We start from the raw sequence: 14,486 nt of genomic DNA on the forward strand, positions 1-14,486 counted from the left end.
CCGCAGCGGATGGCCTGAGAGAATCGCGATCCCGGCGGATCAGGTCAAGCAGAGTCGCTCCGGCGACGGCGGAAGCGTCGCCTCGCGCGACGGATCTCGGTGTCGCTCATTCGCCCACGTCCGCGCCGACGAGACGCCGCGCCGCGCGCTCGGCGCGCAGCTCACGCCGCGCGCATCCGCTGAACGCGCTGCGCGACGTGCGGGTCGCCGCCCGCGTCGAGGCTCGCGAGGTAGTCCTTCAGCGACCGCCCGCTGCGGGCGAGGTGCGCCTCGAGGTGCGGCGAGAGCGCCTTCCATCGCAGCGTCCATCCGGCCTCGGCGCTCATCGAGCCGTGGTGCGGTCGGTCCACGAGCAGCGCGCCGATCCGGAGCCCGAGCTCCGGGTCGCCGAGCTCCTCGAGCTGCCGCTCCAGGAGGGCGAGCGCTCCGGCTGCCGGTGAGGTCGCGGGCGGGGCCTTCCATGTGTCGCGCACCGCGCGCGCGAACGCCGCGGCGTCGAGCTCCGAGAGCAGCTCGATCGCGCGCACGAGCGGCAGCCGGTCGGGCGCGTTCGGCGCGACGACGCGGGCCATGAGCGCGTCCAGCGCGGCCGACAGCGCCGCGTCCGCCGCGGGGTCGAGCCCGCCGAGCGCCTCGAGCGCGCGCCGGGCGCGGCGGACAGCGCGACCGAGGGCCCAGCTCCGCCGGCCGCGCGCGGCCGCGAGCGCGGCGAGCGCGTGGACAGCGGCCTTTCGCTGCGCCTCCGTGGCCTCGCCGGGCCGCACGCGCGGCGGCAGATCGAGCTTCGGCGGCGGGGGCGCGGCCTGCGCGGCGCTGGCCGCTGGCGCGCTGGCGGCGGGCGCGCCGCCGGCGGCGGCGGCCACCTCCTGGTAGCCCTCCCTGAGCTTCTCGGCGATCTTCTTCTCGAGCTCGCGCGACGCGGCCTCCGCCGTGGGGAACGCCTTCTCCTTGCGCTGGCCGGCGGTGCCGAGCCGGCCGTAGACGACGATGAACGTCCTGTCGTCCGCGTCCGCCATCCAGAACTTGGCGCTCGTTCCCTGCACGAACTCGAACCGGCGCATGCCGGCGACGATATCACGACGCGGTGGCGGCGCGCTCGCGCTGCTGCGTGCGCGCGCCACCTCGGGGAGCTCGTCCTCGACGAGGACGCGGGCGAAGTCCTCCTCGCGCCTCAGGAGAGCGGCGGCGCGGGCGGCCGGCGCACCAGCACGAAGGGGGCGACAACGAGCGACAGGAAGCGCAGCTCGAGCTGGAGGGGCCAGCGCGCGAGGTCCTCGGCCGTGGGCTTGGTCAGCTTGCCGCTCGCGATCCAGGCCTGGACCGCGGCCGCGTCGTTCGAGGCCACGGCCTCGCCGACGTCCAGGAGATCGAGATCGGCGTCGACGAGGATGACCGCATCGCGCGCCGCGTGGGCGCGGAGGTCGGTCCAGAAGACCTCCCCGAGCGTGTTGGCGAGCCGTTCGCGCATGGGCGCAGCATAGACCTCGGGCAGCGGCCGCCAAGGTGGCGACGCGCCGCTCGGCGCAGGACGGGCCGGGTGAGCGGCGCGGGGCTCTACCAGCCCATGTTGTGGTGAATCCAGCAGTCGATCTGCTGCCAGCCGGCGGGCGAGCCGAAGTGGCCATTCAGGATATGGCCGGAGCGGGGGACGATCGCGGTCGTGACGCTCTCGGCGCTGGTGTAGAGGGCCGCGTCGGAGTTCACATACGACGCCGGCTGCAGCTCGTCCGTCTCCCCGAACTGGATGAGCACCGGGCTCGTCACGCCCTCGATCCCGGCCAGCGAGGGGTTCCCGGAGACCGCGAGCAGGCTCAGGAACTGACCCCGCGTGTACGTGTCGGCGATCGTGGCGTTGTCGAAGTCGATCACCGCACGATCCGCGTTCGCCGCGTCGTAGAAGATGTCGGTGCGGATCTCCGTCGGGATCGCGATATACGGGGTCTGCAGCAGCGCGGAGATCGCCTCGGGGGACACCGGGATCGGGTGCGGCGTGAAGGCGAATCCGGTGTTGACGAGGACATCCGCGTCATTGTAGGTGCTCTGAACGTACGTGCTGATGATGGCGCCGTTCGAGTGCCCGACGAGGGCGATCTTCCGGAAAGGCGTCTTGAAGACCCCTCCTTGGGTGCGCATCTCCGTGATGACCTGATGCACGCTCTCGGCCGTCTCGGCGAGGTCGAGGAAGTCGCCGTCCGGCCGGCTGCTCTCGCCGGCGCCGAGCACGTCGAGCGCCAGGACGGCATACCCCTCCTTGGCCATATGCTCGACATAGGAGTATTTGCGCCCGCGGAACGACGGGATGTCCCAGTACTCGTGGGTGTAGGTGAGGCCGTGGACAAGCACCTGGAGGGGGCGGTGCTTGTAGGTGCCGCGATAGTAGAGGTAGCCGACGACGTCGTACGTGTTGCCGTCGGAGAGGGTCACCGGGAAGACGAGGCGCTCGACCTTCGTGGGCTGGTGCTTCGACGAGGACGCCTCGGCCTGGCCTGCGGGGAGCGCGGTGGCCGCGAGCGTCGCCGAGAAGAGAACCGTGCTGAGTGTGCGAGTATACAGATTCATCACTTGACCCTCATGGTTGCGGTAGGTGATTGGAGGTGAGGCAACGGCTCTCGAGGTGCGATGCGCGTGGCCTCTTCGCCCCAGCACCGCTTCACGTATTCGCAAACGTTGGACCAGTAAGTATAAACATCGCTCGAGACAGCGCACGTGCGTCGCGCGAGGCCGAATCACAGCATCCGGGAATGCTCCTGGCGTTTGTGTGAACGGCCGGACCCGCGCGGACCGTTGCGCAGCGTGGACGCTCCGCGAATCGTTGCGTCGTGCCGCAATGATTTGCGTAGAACGATGGCCGTATGCCGGAGCCGCCCGCGCAGATCCCGGGGCAGACGCGCTCGCTGCATTGCTGTGGTGGTGTCAAATTGCCGCTGCGCTACACGGCGCCTTGCGATCCGTCAGGGCCAGGAGCCGTCGTCGCAGCCCGGACATGGGCCCGTGGTTCGGTGTGCGATTTTGACGGTCGTGCTGTATTCGTGGCCCCGAGCTTCCAGCCCCGGCCCAGGTCGGCCGCGGCGGCCATGTTGAGCACGTGGCGGCGACCGAAGGCGGAGTCGAACCTCTCCCGGCCGACGTGGCGGACCGCGCGCGAGAGGGTGTAGGAAACGAACCCGCCGAGCCGCCTGGACAGGCGCGGCGCGCGTAGATCTCCAGCCCGTGAGTGCCGCCGCGCTCCTCACGCGTGGCGCGCCGTATCGACGTCGCGCTGGACGTTCGTGCCGTCGCTGCCGTAGGTAGATGGCTGGATGCGCTGACGTGGGCTCGAAGAAGCGAAAACGCAGGTCCTTGGGCGCCCAGGCGCTCATCGCGCTCGCCGTGACCGGGCTCAGCGCTGCGGGGGTCAAGTGCGGCCTCGAGCGCGGGCTCAAGGAGCTCGGCCTGGACCACGGCGACGATCGCCCCTCCAGGCCGTCGCCCTCGCCCGGCCGGTCGTCCAGCAGCCCCCCGCCGGCGAACGGCGCCCCTCCGAAGGGCGCGCCCACCGCGCGGCCGCCCGCGCTGAGCGTCCACCTCGAGCTCGGCGTGCCGGCGCGCACGGGAGCCCAGGCCGCGCGGACCGGGGCAGCGGCGTCCGATGATCACCTGATGATCAAGCCCCAGTACGCCCTCTCCTACAACCGGTCGAGGAACGTGGCGAACTGGGTGAGCTGGCGGCTCGACGCGGCCTCGTTCGGCGACGCGCCCCGCTATCGGGGGAAGTTCCTCGCGGACAGCGCGCTGCCGGACGGATGGTACCGCGTGCAGCACGACGACTACACAGGCTCCGGCTTCGATCGCGGCCACATGGTCCGCTCCGAGGAGCGCACGCGGACCCCCGAGGACAACAAGGCGACGTTCCTCCTCACCAACATCCTGCCGCAGCGGCACGACCTCAACGCCGGTCCGTGGCTCCGGCTCGAGGAGGCGTGCCAGGCGCTCGCGCAGAAGGAGCGGCGCTTGCTGTTCGTGGTCGCCGGCGGCCTCTTCGACGAGCGCGGGCGCTCGACGACGATCGGCAAGGGCGTCGCCGTGCCGGACGCCTTCTTCAAGATCGCGGTTGTCCTCGAGCCGGGGCAGGGGCCGGAGGACATCGGGCCGTCGACCCGGGTCATCGCGGCGGTGATGCCGAACGCGACAGGGATCCTGGAGGAGGGCTGGGGGCAGTACCGGACGACGGTCGACGAGATCGAGCGGCGCGCGGGCTACGATGTCCTGACGGCCGTCCCCGAGGCGGTGCAGCGAGCGCTCGAGGCGCGCACCGACGACGGGCCCACAGGCGGCCGCTGAGCGGCGCGCCCTCCGTCGATCACGTCTCGACGACCTTCGTCTTCACGCCGATCCACGCGCCCGACGGGTGCCGGCCGAGGACGTGGACGTCGATCTCGACGCGCCCCACGCGGTAGACACGGAGATCGGTCAGCTCGCGCTCCAGCAGGTCCACGAGGCGCCTGTACCGCCCCGCCTCGGCCTGCGCCCCCTCGCCGGCCTCCTCGGGCGGCTCGAGCACGGGCGCGAAGAAATCGCCCACCGTGGTGACCTCGACAGCCGTGTCCGCGGCGAGCCCCTCGGCCGCGAGCAACGCGGCCGGCGAGGAAGCGTCGGCGTCCCACCGGGTCGGGTGGAGAGGATGATCGGACTCGCTGGGGAACAGCAGGCCCTGCGCGGCCTCCTGCAGGGAGGCGAGGAGCTCTTCAGGCGACGCGGATTGGGCCTGCATGCGGATCTCCGGGCGGGCTGCACGGGCGAGCCCGTGCTTGCGATGGGGCGGTCATTTTGCTGTGAAGCGGGACGATTGTTCCACCGCGACGCGGGTCATTCCACCGTGAACCCGAAGGTGTACGGCGCCTGCATGGGCACGCTGTCCGGGCCGAGGGCGCTCTTCACCTGGGAGACCATCACCTCGTAGGCGCCCGGCGCGAGCGGCTCCGCCGGCGTGAAGATCAGGCTGCCCGACGCGATCTCGGCCACGGCGCCGGCGACCGGCTCGCCGTCGCGCGCCACCTGCACCGCGGCGTCGTAGCCGCCCGCGTCCGGCGGATCGACGTCGCGCGAGAAGCCGATCTCGATCGCGGGCGCCCCGGCCACGATGCTCCCATCCTCCGGGGCGGTGCCGGCCACCAGCGGATCGCGCCAGTACCGGATCCCCTTCTGCGTGTCGGGGATCGAGCCGTCGTCCCACGCCGTGGAGGTGTTGTCGACGACCTGCCCGCCGCTGCCGATCGGGATCGAGACGGCGCGGTTGTTCGTGCCGGTGATGCTGCCCCACCACTCCACGCGCTCCCAGGTGCCGCGGGCGTACTTGTACTGGAGCTCCGTCCCCTCCGGGATGTCGACCGTCGTCTGCCAGAGCCCGCCGCCCGTGTGCGTCATCGCGACGAGGCCCGGGTTCCACGGGCCGAGCGCGTCGATGCTGCCGGGCACGTAGATCGCGGACATCGCCGGCGTCTCGAGCGGCGCCGAGACCCGGAACGTCACGGCCACCGTCCGGGGGGTCGCCGCCTGGACGATCTCGTTCGACGCCGGCGACTCGGTGCCGTCCGCGTAGACGGCCCGGACGATGTAGGAATAGGTCTGGTTGGCGGTGAGGCCCGTGTCCAGGAACGTCGTGAGGGCGCCGTCCAGCTCCGCGTGCGCCGTGTCGCCGTACAGCCCGCCCGGGAGGTGCCGGTACACGCGGTAGGCGACCGCCTCGGGCACGGGCTCCCACGCGAGCTCGATCGTGTCGGCGCTCGTGCCCGTGGCGCGAAGGTCGGCAGGCGCGTCGACCGGCGGGACGACGGTCACGAGCACCGGCGCCGCGTCGCCGACAGCCACGCTGACCTCGCCGAGCTGGGAGATCTGGATCTCGAAGGCCACCGTCACCGTCGCGTCGGCGTTGATCCGGACGAGGCGCGCGTCGACCGGGGTGCCCTCCACCGCGATGCCGATCGTCTCGCCGCCGACGAGGTTCCCTGTGTTGGTCACCTCGGCCGTCACAAGGACGAAGTCGCCCTGCACGACCTCGGCCGGCACCGTGACGCTCTCGACAGCGTAGCTCGGCGGCCGGTAGCCCTCGACGCTCGCCGTGTCCTCCGGCGTCGCCGGGCGGATGCGGACAGCCTGGCCGCCGCTCGCCTCCATGGCCGCGATCAGCGTGTCGCCGGACGTGACGAGGAACCGGCTGCGGGCGACCAGCTCGGGGCGCGCGTCGTAGTCGGCCTCGGCGTCGTCGGTGTACGTCTCGGCGACGAACGTCCCCTCGCCGAGGAAATCGAGCGGGATCGGGAGCGCGCGGGCGGTGCTGTCCGTGCCGCTCCCGAGGTACCACGCGCTGCCGCTCCGGCGCGCGATCGTCATGTGCTCGCCGATCGAGGCGTTCAGCACGCGCGTCTCGTCCCATGTCACAGGCACCTGCGAGAGGAAGGCGAACTCGGGGCGCCCCTCGTAGTGCTCGGGGATATCGGTCACCATCTGGAGCCCGCTCAGCAGGATGACGTAGAGCGCGAGCTGGTGCGCGCGCGTCGTGTGCACCCGGGCGGGCGGGTTCCCGGCAAACGGGCTCTCGGGGATCTTCTCCGGCGCCCAGAGGACCTCGAAGATCCCGGGGTTGTAGTCGACCGGGCCCCCGAGCATCCGGGTGAACGGCACCGTCAGCGTGTGCGAGGCGGGGTTGCCGTCGCTCCAGGCCTCGTACTCCATGCCGCGCACCCCCTCGCGGCTCATGAAGTTGGGATACGTGCGCTCCTCGCCCGTCGGCTTGATGGGCTCGTGCGCGTCGACCATGATCTGGTGCTCCGCGGCCCGCCTCGCCACCTCGGCGTAATGGTTCACCATGCGCTGGCTGTAATGGTGATAGCCCGGGATGTTCCCGACATACCCCGTCTTGATGGCGTGGATGCCGAGCGATTCGTAGAGCGAGAACGCCTCGTCGAGCTGGGCCTCGAAGCCGTCGACGTTGGCGCCTGTCTCGATGTGGGCGACGAAGCCGACCCCGCGCTCCGCCCCGTACGCGACGACCTCCTCGAGGTCGAAGCGGTCGTTCGACGCTGTGTAATCCATGTCGGTCCACGCGCCGTCCCAGCCCTGGTTCCATCCCTCGGCGAGAACGAACGGGATGCCGTGCTCGCCCGCGAAGTCCATGTAGCGTTGCGTGTTCTCGGTGGTGGCGCCGACGTGCTCGCCGGGCTCCCACGTCGACAGGCCCTTGTGGATCTCCCACCAGACGCCCATGTACTTGCCCGGCCGCAGCCACGACAGATCGCCGTCGCAGATGGCGCACGGATCGTTGAGGTTGAGGATCAGGTGCGACTCGATGAGGCGCCCGGCGCCGGTGCCGATGGTCAGCGTGCGCCACGGCGTCTCGAAGGGCAGCGCGACCCGCGCCTTGACGGCGGTGCTCTCCAGGCCGCTCCGCGCCGGCACGAGCGCGCTCCGGAACGCGTGGGGGACGCCCGGCAGCGCCTCCAGGGTCATGGCGGCGTAGTCGTCGAGATCGGCCTCGTGAAGCGCCACATAGAGGTCCTCCGCGAGCTGGACCGTCATGGGCGTATTCGCGTTGGCGACCGTGCTGAGCGCGCCCCGGTTGTACAGCGACTCGTCGCCCTCGAAATCGGCGCGCGTCCACCAGGCGGTGCCGTCCGAGGCGAAGCGAAACTCGGTGTCCTCGGAGGTGATCGTGAGCTCGCTCAGGCCGCCCTGCTCGGGGATGACGTAGCGGAGGCCCAGCCCGTCGTCGAAGACGCGGAAGACGACGTCGAGGCGCCTCGCCGGGGCGTCCGATTCGAGGTGGACCGTGAGCTCGTTGTAATGCTCACGAATCTCGGAGGCGGCGCCCCACACCGGGTTCCATGTCGAATCCTCGGTCCGACGGTCGGCGCCGGCGACGCGCACGCCGCGGCCGAGCGGCCCGAGATCGCCGAGGTCGAGGCCGAGCGCGGAGTCGGCGAGGATGGCCCTGCCCGCGCGCTCGACCGAATAGGAGGGCACACCGTCCTGCACGTCGAATGTCACGACGATCTCGCCGCCCGGAGACGTGACCCGCTGCTCCGCGCCCGGCTCCCCGCCGCCGCCGCCAAGGCCCCCTGCGCCGCCAAGGCCCCCTGCGCCGCCAAGGCCCCCTGCGCCGCCAAGGCCCCCTGCGCCGCCGCCGAAGCCACCTCCGCCGCCCGGGCCACCCAAACCACCTTCGCCGCCGAGGCCGCCAGCGCCGCCGAGGCCGCCGCCTCCGGCGTTCTGACCGCCCCCGGTGCCGGCGGGAGGACTGTGCTCGTCGTCACCGCAGCCGGCCGTCAGCGGGAGGAGCGACGCAACCAGGCCGAGCCAGGCGACCCGAGAGCGAACCCTTTTCGCGATCGTTGCGCATTCGATGGTCATGGGGCGTCCGTGCGACATGGCGTACCTCCCCGGCGGCGTCAATCGTGAGCCGCCCGCTTGAACGGTGGTAACTTGTTGAAACTACAATGGTTTTATGCTATCAGGGCCCCGCCGCGCAGGTCGCGCTTGACATCTCAGGAACGTTTCGGGGCTGCCTCTCCCCGCAGCCCATGATCGGCGGTGACGCGACGCTTCAATCTGCCTGCTTCCGAACGGGAGAATCCGCTTGCTCCCGGGGCTTTGGCGATGGTACCGGACGCGCCTGCCCCTCGGGTCCGATCCACCCTTCCGCTTTCCGTTGCCGCGTTGCATGCTCGGCGGAAACCCGAGCAAGGAACAAGGATTCAAACTGCCATGTCCAAGATGAAGCTCAAGCCCGGCGTGATCACTGGTTCCGCTCTTCAGGAACTGTTCGAGTACATGAAGAGCGTCGAGTGCGCGCTGCCGGCCGTGAACGTGATCGGCTCGCACAGCACGACCGCCGCCCTCCAGGCGGCGAGGGAGGCCAAGAGCCCCATCATCATCCAGTTCTCGAACGGCGGCGCCCACTTCTTCGCCGGCAAGTTCCTGGACAACAAGGGCGAGAAGGCCGCCGTCGCGGGCGCGATCGCGGGCGCGCACTACGTGCGGAACCTGGCCGAGGCCTACGGCGTGCCGGTCATCCTGCACACGGACCACGCCGCGAAGAAGCTGCTGCCGTGGGTCGACGGCATGCTGGAGTACGGCAAGAAGTTCTTCGAGAAGAACGGAGAGCCCCTGTTCTCCTCGCACATGCTCGACCTGTCCGAGGAGCCGCTCCACGAGAACCTCGAGATCTGCCAGAAGTACCTGCGGCAGATGGCGGCCCTCAAGATGACGCTCGAGATCGAGCTCGGCGTCACGGGCGGCGAGGAGGACGGCGTCGACAACAGCGGCATCGACAACTCCAAGCTGTACACCCAGCCGGCCGAGGTCCTCGCGGCCTACGACGCGCTGAAGCCGATCGGCAACTTCACGGTCGCCGCCTCGTTCGGCAACACGCACGGCGTCTACAAGCCGGGCAACGTGCAGCTCCGGCCGCCCATCCTCAAGAACTCCCAGGACGCGATCCAGAAGGAGCGCAAGACGGGCGCGAAGCCTGTCGACTTCGTGTTCCACGGCGGCTCCGGCTCGTCGCGCGAGGAGATCCGCGAGGCGGTGTCCTACGGCGTCATCAAGATGAACATCGACACGGACACGCAGTGGGCCTTCACGCAGCCCATCAAGAAGTACATGGACGACAAGGGCGCCTACCTGAAGTCGCAGCTCGGCAACCCCGAGGGCGATGACAAGCCCAACAAGAAGTACATCGACCCGCGCGGCTGGCTCCACCTCGGCGAGAAGGGCGTGGCAGCGCGCCTCGTCGAGGCCTGCAAGGACCTGAACTCGTTCGACAAGTTCGACTTCTGATCACGGCGGGGGCGCCGGCCCGCCCCTCCGGGCGGCGCCGGCGCGACCCGCTCCCCCGCGCGAGCCGCCTCGCCGCCCGCGGCGCTGGCTCACGAAGGCGACGGGGGCGCCGCGTGAAGCGAGCGGGTCGTCGCCGTCGCTGCGCGGCGGCGACGGGGTAGCCGGGAGAGCGGCAGTCCGAAGAGCCCGAAGGCGGTGAGCTCGATGCCGAGCACGGGCAGGAACGAGAACCCCGCCAGCTCGCTGGCGAGGAGCTGCACGAGGGCGATCGGGAGCGCGGCCGACAGGAGCGCTGTCCGGTAGGGAATGCCGTGCAGCAGCGCGAGCAGCACGCCGACGATCCCGGCGGTCAGGCAGCCGTCGGCGCCGGGGAGCAGCGCGAGCGCGCTCGGGGTGCGCTGCGCGGCGCGCAGCCACAGCAGGGCGCCGCCCACCAGCAGGACGAGCGCGATCGGCAGATTGCCAGAGGAGCGGAGCGTCATCTTCTGGGTTTGCAAAGCCATGATCCGGGCGCGAGAGCATGGCATGTGCCTGCGGCGGATCCCGGCGCCGAGGGCCGCCGGGCGCGCCGTGCGATGCAGGGGTTGCGCGGCGGCGCATGCGTTGCGCGCCCCGCGCAACGGGCGCCGTCAGGCCGCGGCAGGGCCGTCCGGCGGCTCGGTGGGGCGCTCGCCGGGGCGTCCCGGCTCGAAGGGCGCGAGCCTGATGCCGAGGTTCAGGAGCTTCACGCAATCCTGGTCGCACGTGGGCCGCCCGCCGGGGAGCCGCGAGCACCGCGCGACCTCGACGTGCTCCTCCGAGCGCCCGTCGGTGACCACCAGGCACCGCACCGGAGAACCGGTCCGCGGGCAGACAAGGGTGACGTCCGAGACGCGGTGATGCCGCCGGGCGAGCAGGCGTCTCGTGGAGACGACCAGCGCGAACACGCCCCCGCCGGCCGCCAGCAGCATGATGAGCCAGTCTGCCATGGTAAACCCCCTCCGAGGGGCGCGGCAAACGGCGCGCCATCGGGAACGCCGGGAGAGGGGCAGGCGCGCGGGAGACACGGCCCTGGAAGGTGCAGCGCGTGCGTCTCCGGCGCAGAGCATGCGCGGCTGGCGCTGGATCAGCCGCTGGCGCGGACGCTTCGCGCGGACACGCCATGAGAGAAGAACGGATGGAGGCGCATCGCACGGCGGGAAGTCCCAGGCCGTGTACGGCCCGGACGGGCTCGACAGGCGTCTGCTGCGGTTGGGTCTCTCCTGGCTTGGTGATTGCAGCCGCGCCTTGCATCGGCCGAGAGCCGGGGGAGGAGGGCGCGATGTTTTGTCATCTGGATGCACCGGAGCGGCTGGCGTGGCTGGAGGTCGAGGGCGATGGCGCCAGGCCGCGGCAGGTGCGCTGTCCGCGGAAGGAAGATGAGATGACGGACACCCGCGAGTGCTTCGCCTGCAAGCGCTTCGGGACGCTCGCGATCCACCCGACCGGGAAGAAGGTCTATGTCGTGTGCGAGCCGTTCGCCGAGACGACGGGCGAAGACGTGTAGCGACGCGGTCACGACACGATCGTGAGCCAGGTCCCGGGCCGGGTCCCCAGCGCGCGGCGTCGCCGCGGGCTATCTCCTGTCGTCGCGGTGGCTCACGAGCCGCCGCCACAGGGCGCCGAGGCCGTGGGCGAAGATCGTGCGGTCGTCCTCCTCGTCCTCGATGGCGTCCGGATCGAACGGCAGCGCCTGCGGATCGACGACCGCCAGGGCCGCGCGCTGCGTCTCGTCCGGGGACGGGTGGATCCGGAGCCGCCCGTCGCGCCGGGTCGCGCGGTCGTCGAGCTCGGCTACCAGGTCCGCTCCGCAGGAGAGCTCGTCGAGCCCGAGGTGCTCGGCCATCAGGCCGAGCCTTGCCGCGCAGATCGAGCGGCCGAGCGCGTCGCCTGGATCGTCCGTCTCGAAGGTCGCGTTGAGCTCGGTGTCCACAGCGCAGCTCCGGTTCGTGAGGTTGGCCGAGCCCACGGTGCAGAAGCGGTCGTCGACGATCATCACCTTGGAGTGGATGTAGGTGGCGCGCGGGGGCTCGCCCTCGCCCTCGTGCGCCGGCACCGTGTAATAGATGCCGAGCGCGTGGCCGGTGCCCTCCGCCGCCTTGCGGAGGTCGTCGATGACCTTGGCCTGCGCGAGCCCTACAGCGACCTCTTCTTTCAGCGTCTCGGCGCGCATGTTGAGCACGACGACGACCTGCAGCGGGGAGCCGCCGACCCGGCGCAGGCGCTGGATCAGGGCCTCGCTCACCTCGCGCGAGCTGAAGTACTGGGTCTCGATGTAGATCGACCGCTCGGCGCGGGCGATCGCGTCGAGGTACAGGTCGCATATCTCGCGGCAGCCCTCGGTTCCGGTGGGCGCGCCGCGCGGGTCGGTCCGGCTCAGCGCCACGCGCCCGGACGCGAGCGGGGCCGCGCTCTCCGGCGCGTAGTCGTCGCCGAACGTCGCGCCCTCGGCCGCGGGGAGCTCGATCGGCTCACCGCAGGCGGCGCTCCAGCGCGCCAGGAAGAGGTCCGCGAGGCTCTCGCTCACCTCGCGGCCGTGGAGGTAGGCCTGCACGTCGTGAAAGGGCTTGTGCGGCTCGCCGCGGCTGAGGCGGAGCGGGTTCTTCTCCAGGTGGCGCCGCGTGTCCCAGCGATCGTTGCAGAGGTCGAGCCCCCCGAGGAAGGAGAGCTCGCCGTCGATGACGGCGAACTTCTGGTGATGACAGCCCTTGTCGACATGGTTGCTGTCGAAGCGGAAGCGCAGCCGCTCGCTCGTCGTCCACTCGAAGACGATCTTCTGGAGCCACTCGCGCTCGATCGCGAAGACCACGTGGAAGTCCCATGCGAGGATGTAGATCTGGAGCTCGGGCGTGCGCGCGCACAGGCTGTCCAGGAACTTGAGCAGCGTGACCGGCGCGGGCGCGCCGTCCGCGTCCTCCCCGCGGAGCAGGCAGGCGTCGCTGTCGAACTGCCAGCCCGAGAGCAGGATGTAACGGCGCGCCCGTCGCGCCGCGTCGTAGAAGGCACGGTAGTAATCGGAGCCGTCGATGAGCAGCCCGGCGTTTCGCACCGGCCGCTCGCACCAGACGTTCCGCCCCGGGGAGAGGATGCGCGGCATGCGCCTTCCATACCCAGATCCCCGCGCGGACGCGAACGGGACAGGCCGCCGCGCCGGGATCAGCCCCACACGACGCGGTCGAAGTCCGGATCGATCACCGGTCGCACCGCGTCGGACCAGGCGCGACGCTCCTCGATCTCGTACGCGATGGACTCGTCGGCGCTGGCCTCCTGGACCTCCTCCCATCCGTAGCCGGGGCCCTCGGTCACCCGCAAGACGTGGGTCTGCGTCCAGCGCGCCACCGCCGCGCGCGCCTCGTCCGCGCCGAGCCACGAGAGCGCTGCCCGCACCGAGGCGGATTCCTCGAACGTGGCCGCGTCGTCGAGCGCGAGAAGGAGCTCTCGAAGGCACCACGGCTGGCCGAGCGCAGCGAGCGACGCGGCGACGAGCGTCCGGACCGCGGGGGTGTTCGATCGCAGCCCCCGGCGGAGCGCGGCGAGCGCGTGCGGAGGCGCGTGCTCGAGGAGCAGCAGCGCGAGCTCGCCGAGAAAGGGGTTTCCCCGGTAGCCCGCGACGACCTCGACGCGGGCGAACGCCAGCACCACCTCGACGGCGCGATCGCGCTCGATCCCGCGGCGCAGCAGGTACCGGGCGGCGGCGTGCACGGCGTAGGGATGGTGCTGGGCCGGATCCGCGCGGGCGAGCAGCCGGCCCACCGCCGGGCAGACAGGGTAGTCCGGGTGCGCGTCGAGCCGCTCGATCGCGTGCCCGGAGGTCACGCTCACCGAGGCGTCGATCAACCCCGCGCACGCGTCGACGAACTCCGCCGGCGTGAGGACCGCCTCGAGGGGATCGATGAACGCGCGCGCCGTCGAATCGCGCGCGATCCTCGCGAGCAAGTACCGCTTGTAGGCCGCGCGCTGCGCCGTGGCACGCGCCTCGGAGGCCGCCGACGGCCGCTCGCGGGCGAGCAGGTCGAGGTCGCCGAGGTGCTCCGCCCAGCGAACGCGGCGCTCCGCGTCGGAGAAGTCGATCGAGGCGAGCGCCGCGGCGAGCTCCTCGAGCTCCGGGAGGACGCGGAAGACGTACCCTTTCTCGTCGGGCACGAGCAGCGCCTCCTCCGCGAGCTCGCGGATCGCGGCGGCCATGGCGTCTGCGGTGGGGAGGAAGGCGAGCAGGCGCTTCTCGGGGAGCGCGGGGAGAGGGAGGCTCAGGATGCGCCGGGCGAAGAAGTAGGGATCGATCGTGCGGCCGCCGTCGCCGTGGTCGTCGACGTCGATCGTCTCGCCGTCGGGGGCGGTCAGGCAGAGGCCGATGCCGTGGAAGAAGAACCTCCAGCCCGGCATGCCCGGGACCTCTCCGCGGCCGGAGTCCTCGAGGAGGAGCGCGCGCTGGATCCGGACCAGCCAGCGCTGCCGATCGACTTGCCGCGCGAGCGCCACGAGGAGCCACGCGTGCCACGGGTCAGGGGGCGAGCCGGAGGCGACAGGGCCCCTGGCGAGGGCGGCGCGAACGGCGACGAGGACGGGGTGCACGGCAGCGTCGTGCCGCGGCTGGGCGTGCGCCGCAAGGCCGGGCCGCGCGGGCGTCCGGCGACCGACCTTCGACACGCCAGCGC

The 14,486-nt window shown here is 71.4% G+C and carries 12 protein-coding genes; 3 read left to right on the plus strand and 9 right to left on the minus strand.

All coding sequences use genetic code 11. The features are described 5' to 3' along the window. Nucleotides 1–161: 161 nt before the first annotated feature. The 3 genes from WMF42_RS09045 to WMF42_RS09055 form a co-directional block, all read right to left on the minus strand. Entirely contained in the window at nt 162–1,061 is a 900-nt protein-coding gene (locus WMF42_RS09045; RefSeq protein ID WP_437691472.1) for a WGR domain-containing protein, read from the minus strand. Between the two features lie 110 nt (nt 1,062–1,171). Beyond that, nucleotides 1,172–1,468: a DUF2288 family protein gene (locus WMF42_RS09050; protein WP_061608209.1), complete on the minus strand. Its 297-nt coding sequence runs from the start codon at nt 1,466–1,468 to the stop codon at nt 1,172–1,174. A gap of 86 nt (nt 1,469–1,554) precedes the next feature. Further along, the gene (locus WMF42_RS09055) at nt 1,555–2,559 is read right to left on the minus strand and encodes an alpha/beta hydrolase (protein ID WP_437691474.1); all 1,005 of its coding nucleotides are present in this window, start codon (nt 2,557–2,559) and stop codon (nt 1,555–1,557) included. A gap of 780 nt (nt 2,560–3,339) precedes the next feature. Between WMF42_RS09055 and WMF42_RS09060 the strand changes: the two genes are divergently transcribed. Beyond that, a complete protein-coding gene (locus WMF42_RS09060) occupies nt 3,340–4,320 on the plus strand; it encodes a DNA/RNA non-specific endonuclease (RefSeq protein ID WP_437691476.1) in 981 nt (326 codons plus the stop codon). A gap of 19 nt (nt 4,321–4,339) precedes the next feature. On the opposite strand, the gene WMF42_RS09065 is transcribed toward WMF42_RS09060, so the two are convergent. Next, a complete protein-coding gene (locus WMF42_RS09065) occupies nt 4,340–4,750 on the minus strand; it encodes a nuclease A inhibitor family protein (RefSeq protein ID WP_437691478.1) in 411 nt (136 codons plus the stop codon). A 95-nt stretch (nt 4,751–4,845) separates the two neighbouring features. After that, entirely contained in the window at nt 4,846–8,385 is a 3,540-nt protein-coding gene (locus tag WMF42_RS09070; protein WP_437691480.1) for a glycoside hydrolase family 97 catalytic domain-containing protein, read from the minus strand. Nucleotides 8,386–8,739: 354 nt separating this feature from the next. On the opposite strand from WMF42_RS09070, the gene fbaA reads away from it, so the two are divergent. Next, nucleotides 8,740–9,813 (plus strand): class II fructose-bisphosphate aldolase, encoded by a 1,074-nt coding sequence (gene fbaA, locus WMF42_RS09075; protein WP_061608203.1) that lies wholly within the window; start codon nt 8,740–8,742, stop codon nt 9,811–9,813. Nucleotides 9,814–9,902: 89 nt separating this feature from the next. On the opposite strand, the gene WMF42_RS09080 is transcribed toward fbaA, so the two are convergent. Both WMF42_RS09080 and WMF42_RS09085 read right to left on the minus strand, forming a co-directional pair. Continuing rightward, on the minus strand, nt 9,903–10,316 hold the full coding sequence (locus tag WMF42_RS09080; RefSeq protein ID WP_437691482.1) for a hypothetical protein: 414 nt from the start codon (nt 10,314–10,316) through the stop codon (nt 9,903–9,905). A 126-nt stretch (nt 10,317–10,442) separates the two neighbouring features. Continuing rightward, nucleotides 10,443–10,781: a hypothetical protein gene (locus WMF42_RS09085; RefSeq protein ID WP_061608201.1), complete on the minus strand. Its 339-nt coding sequence runs from the start codon at nt 10,779–10,781 to the stop codon at nt 10,443–10,445. Between the two features lie 332 nt (nt 10,782–11,113). Between WMF42_RS09085 and WMF42_RS09090 the strand changes: the two genes are divergently transcribed. Beyond that, the gene (locus WMF42_RS09090) at nt 11,114–11,338 is read left to right on the plus strand and encodes a hypothetical protein (protein WP_061608200.1); all 225 of its coding nucleotides are present in this window, start codon (nt 11,114–11,116) and stop codon (nt 11,336–11,338) included. Nucleotides 11,339–11,407: 69 nt separating this feature from the next. Here the strand turns inward: WMF42_RS09090 and WMF42_RS09095 are convergent, their stop codons facing one another. Then, nucleotides 11,408–12,928, minus strand: a complete 1,521-nt coding sequence (locus tag WMF42_RS09095; RefSeq protein ID WP_437691485.1) for a phospholipase D-like domain-containing protein — start codon at nt 12,926–12,928, stop codon at nt 11,408–11,410. A 59-nt stretch (nt 12,929–12,987) separates the two neighbouring features. Further along, on the minus strand, nt 12,988–14,478 hold the full coding sequence (locus tag WMF42_RS09100; RefSeq protein WP_437691487.1) for a DUF6896 domain-containing protein: 1,491 nt from the start codon (nt 14,476–14,478) through the stop codon (nt 12,988–12,990). Nucleotides 14,479–14,486: the final 8 nt, after the last annotated feature.

It is taken from the genome of Sorangium sp. So ce176, from assembly GCF_051519835.1.
Lineage (GTDB): Bacteria > Myxococcota_A > Polyangia > Polyangiales > Polyangiaceae > Sorangium > Sorangium cellulosum_G.

What these genes read in the sequence shown, in the direction of transcription:
- WMF42_RS09090 (WP_061608200.1), top strand. Translation starts at nt 11,114, where the DNA reads ATGTTTTGTCATCTGGATGCACCGGAGCGGCTGGCGTGGCTGGAGGTC.
- WMF42_RS09095 (WP_437691485.1), bottom strand. Translation starts at nt 12,928, where the DNA reads ATGCCGCGCATCCTCTCCCCGGGGCGGAACGTCTGGTGCGAGCGGCCG.
- WMF42_RS09050 (WP_061608209.1), bottom strand. Translation starts at nt 1,468, where the DNA reads ATGCGCGAACGGCTCGCCAACACGCTCGGGGAGGTCTTCTGGACCGAC.
- WMF42_RS09045 (WP_437691472.1), bottom strand. Translation starts at nt 1,061, where the DNA reads ATGCGCCGGTTCGAGTTCGTGCAGGGAACGAGCGCCAAGTTCTGGATG.
- WMF42_RS09065 (WP_437691478.1), bottom strand. Translation starts at nt 4,750, where the DNA reads ATGCAGGCCCAATCCGCGTCGCCTGAAGAGCTCCTCGCCTCCCTGCAG.
- WMF42_RS09055 (WP_437691474.1), bottom strand. Translation starts at nt 2,559, where the DNA reads ATGAATCTGTATACTCGCACACTCAGCACGGTTCTCTTCTCGGCGACG.
- fbaA (WP_061608203.1), top strand. Translation starts at nt 8,740, where the DNA reads ATGTCCAAGATGAAGCTCAAGCCCGGCGTGATCACTGGTTCCGCTCTT.
- WMF42_RS09070 (WP_437691480.1), bottom strand. Translation starts at nt 8,385, where the DNA reads ATGACCATCGAATGCGCAACGATCGCGAAAAGGGTTCGCTCTCGGGTC.
- WMF42_RS09080 (WP_437691482.1), bottom strand. Translation starts at nt 10,316, where the DNA reads ATGGCTTTGCAAACCCAGAAGATGACGCTCCGCTCCTCTGGCAATCTG.
- WMF42_RS09085 (WP_061608201.1), bottom strand. Translation starts at nt 10,781, where the DNA reads ATGGCAGACTGGCTCATCATGCTGCTGGCGGCCGGCGGGGGCGTGTTC.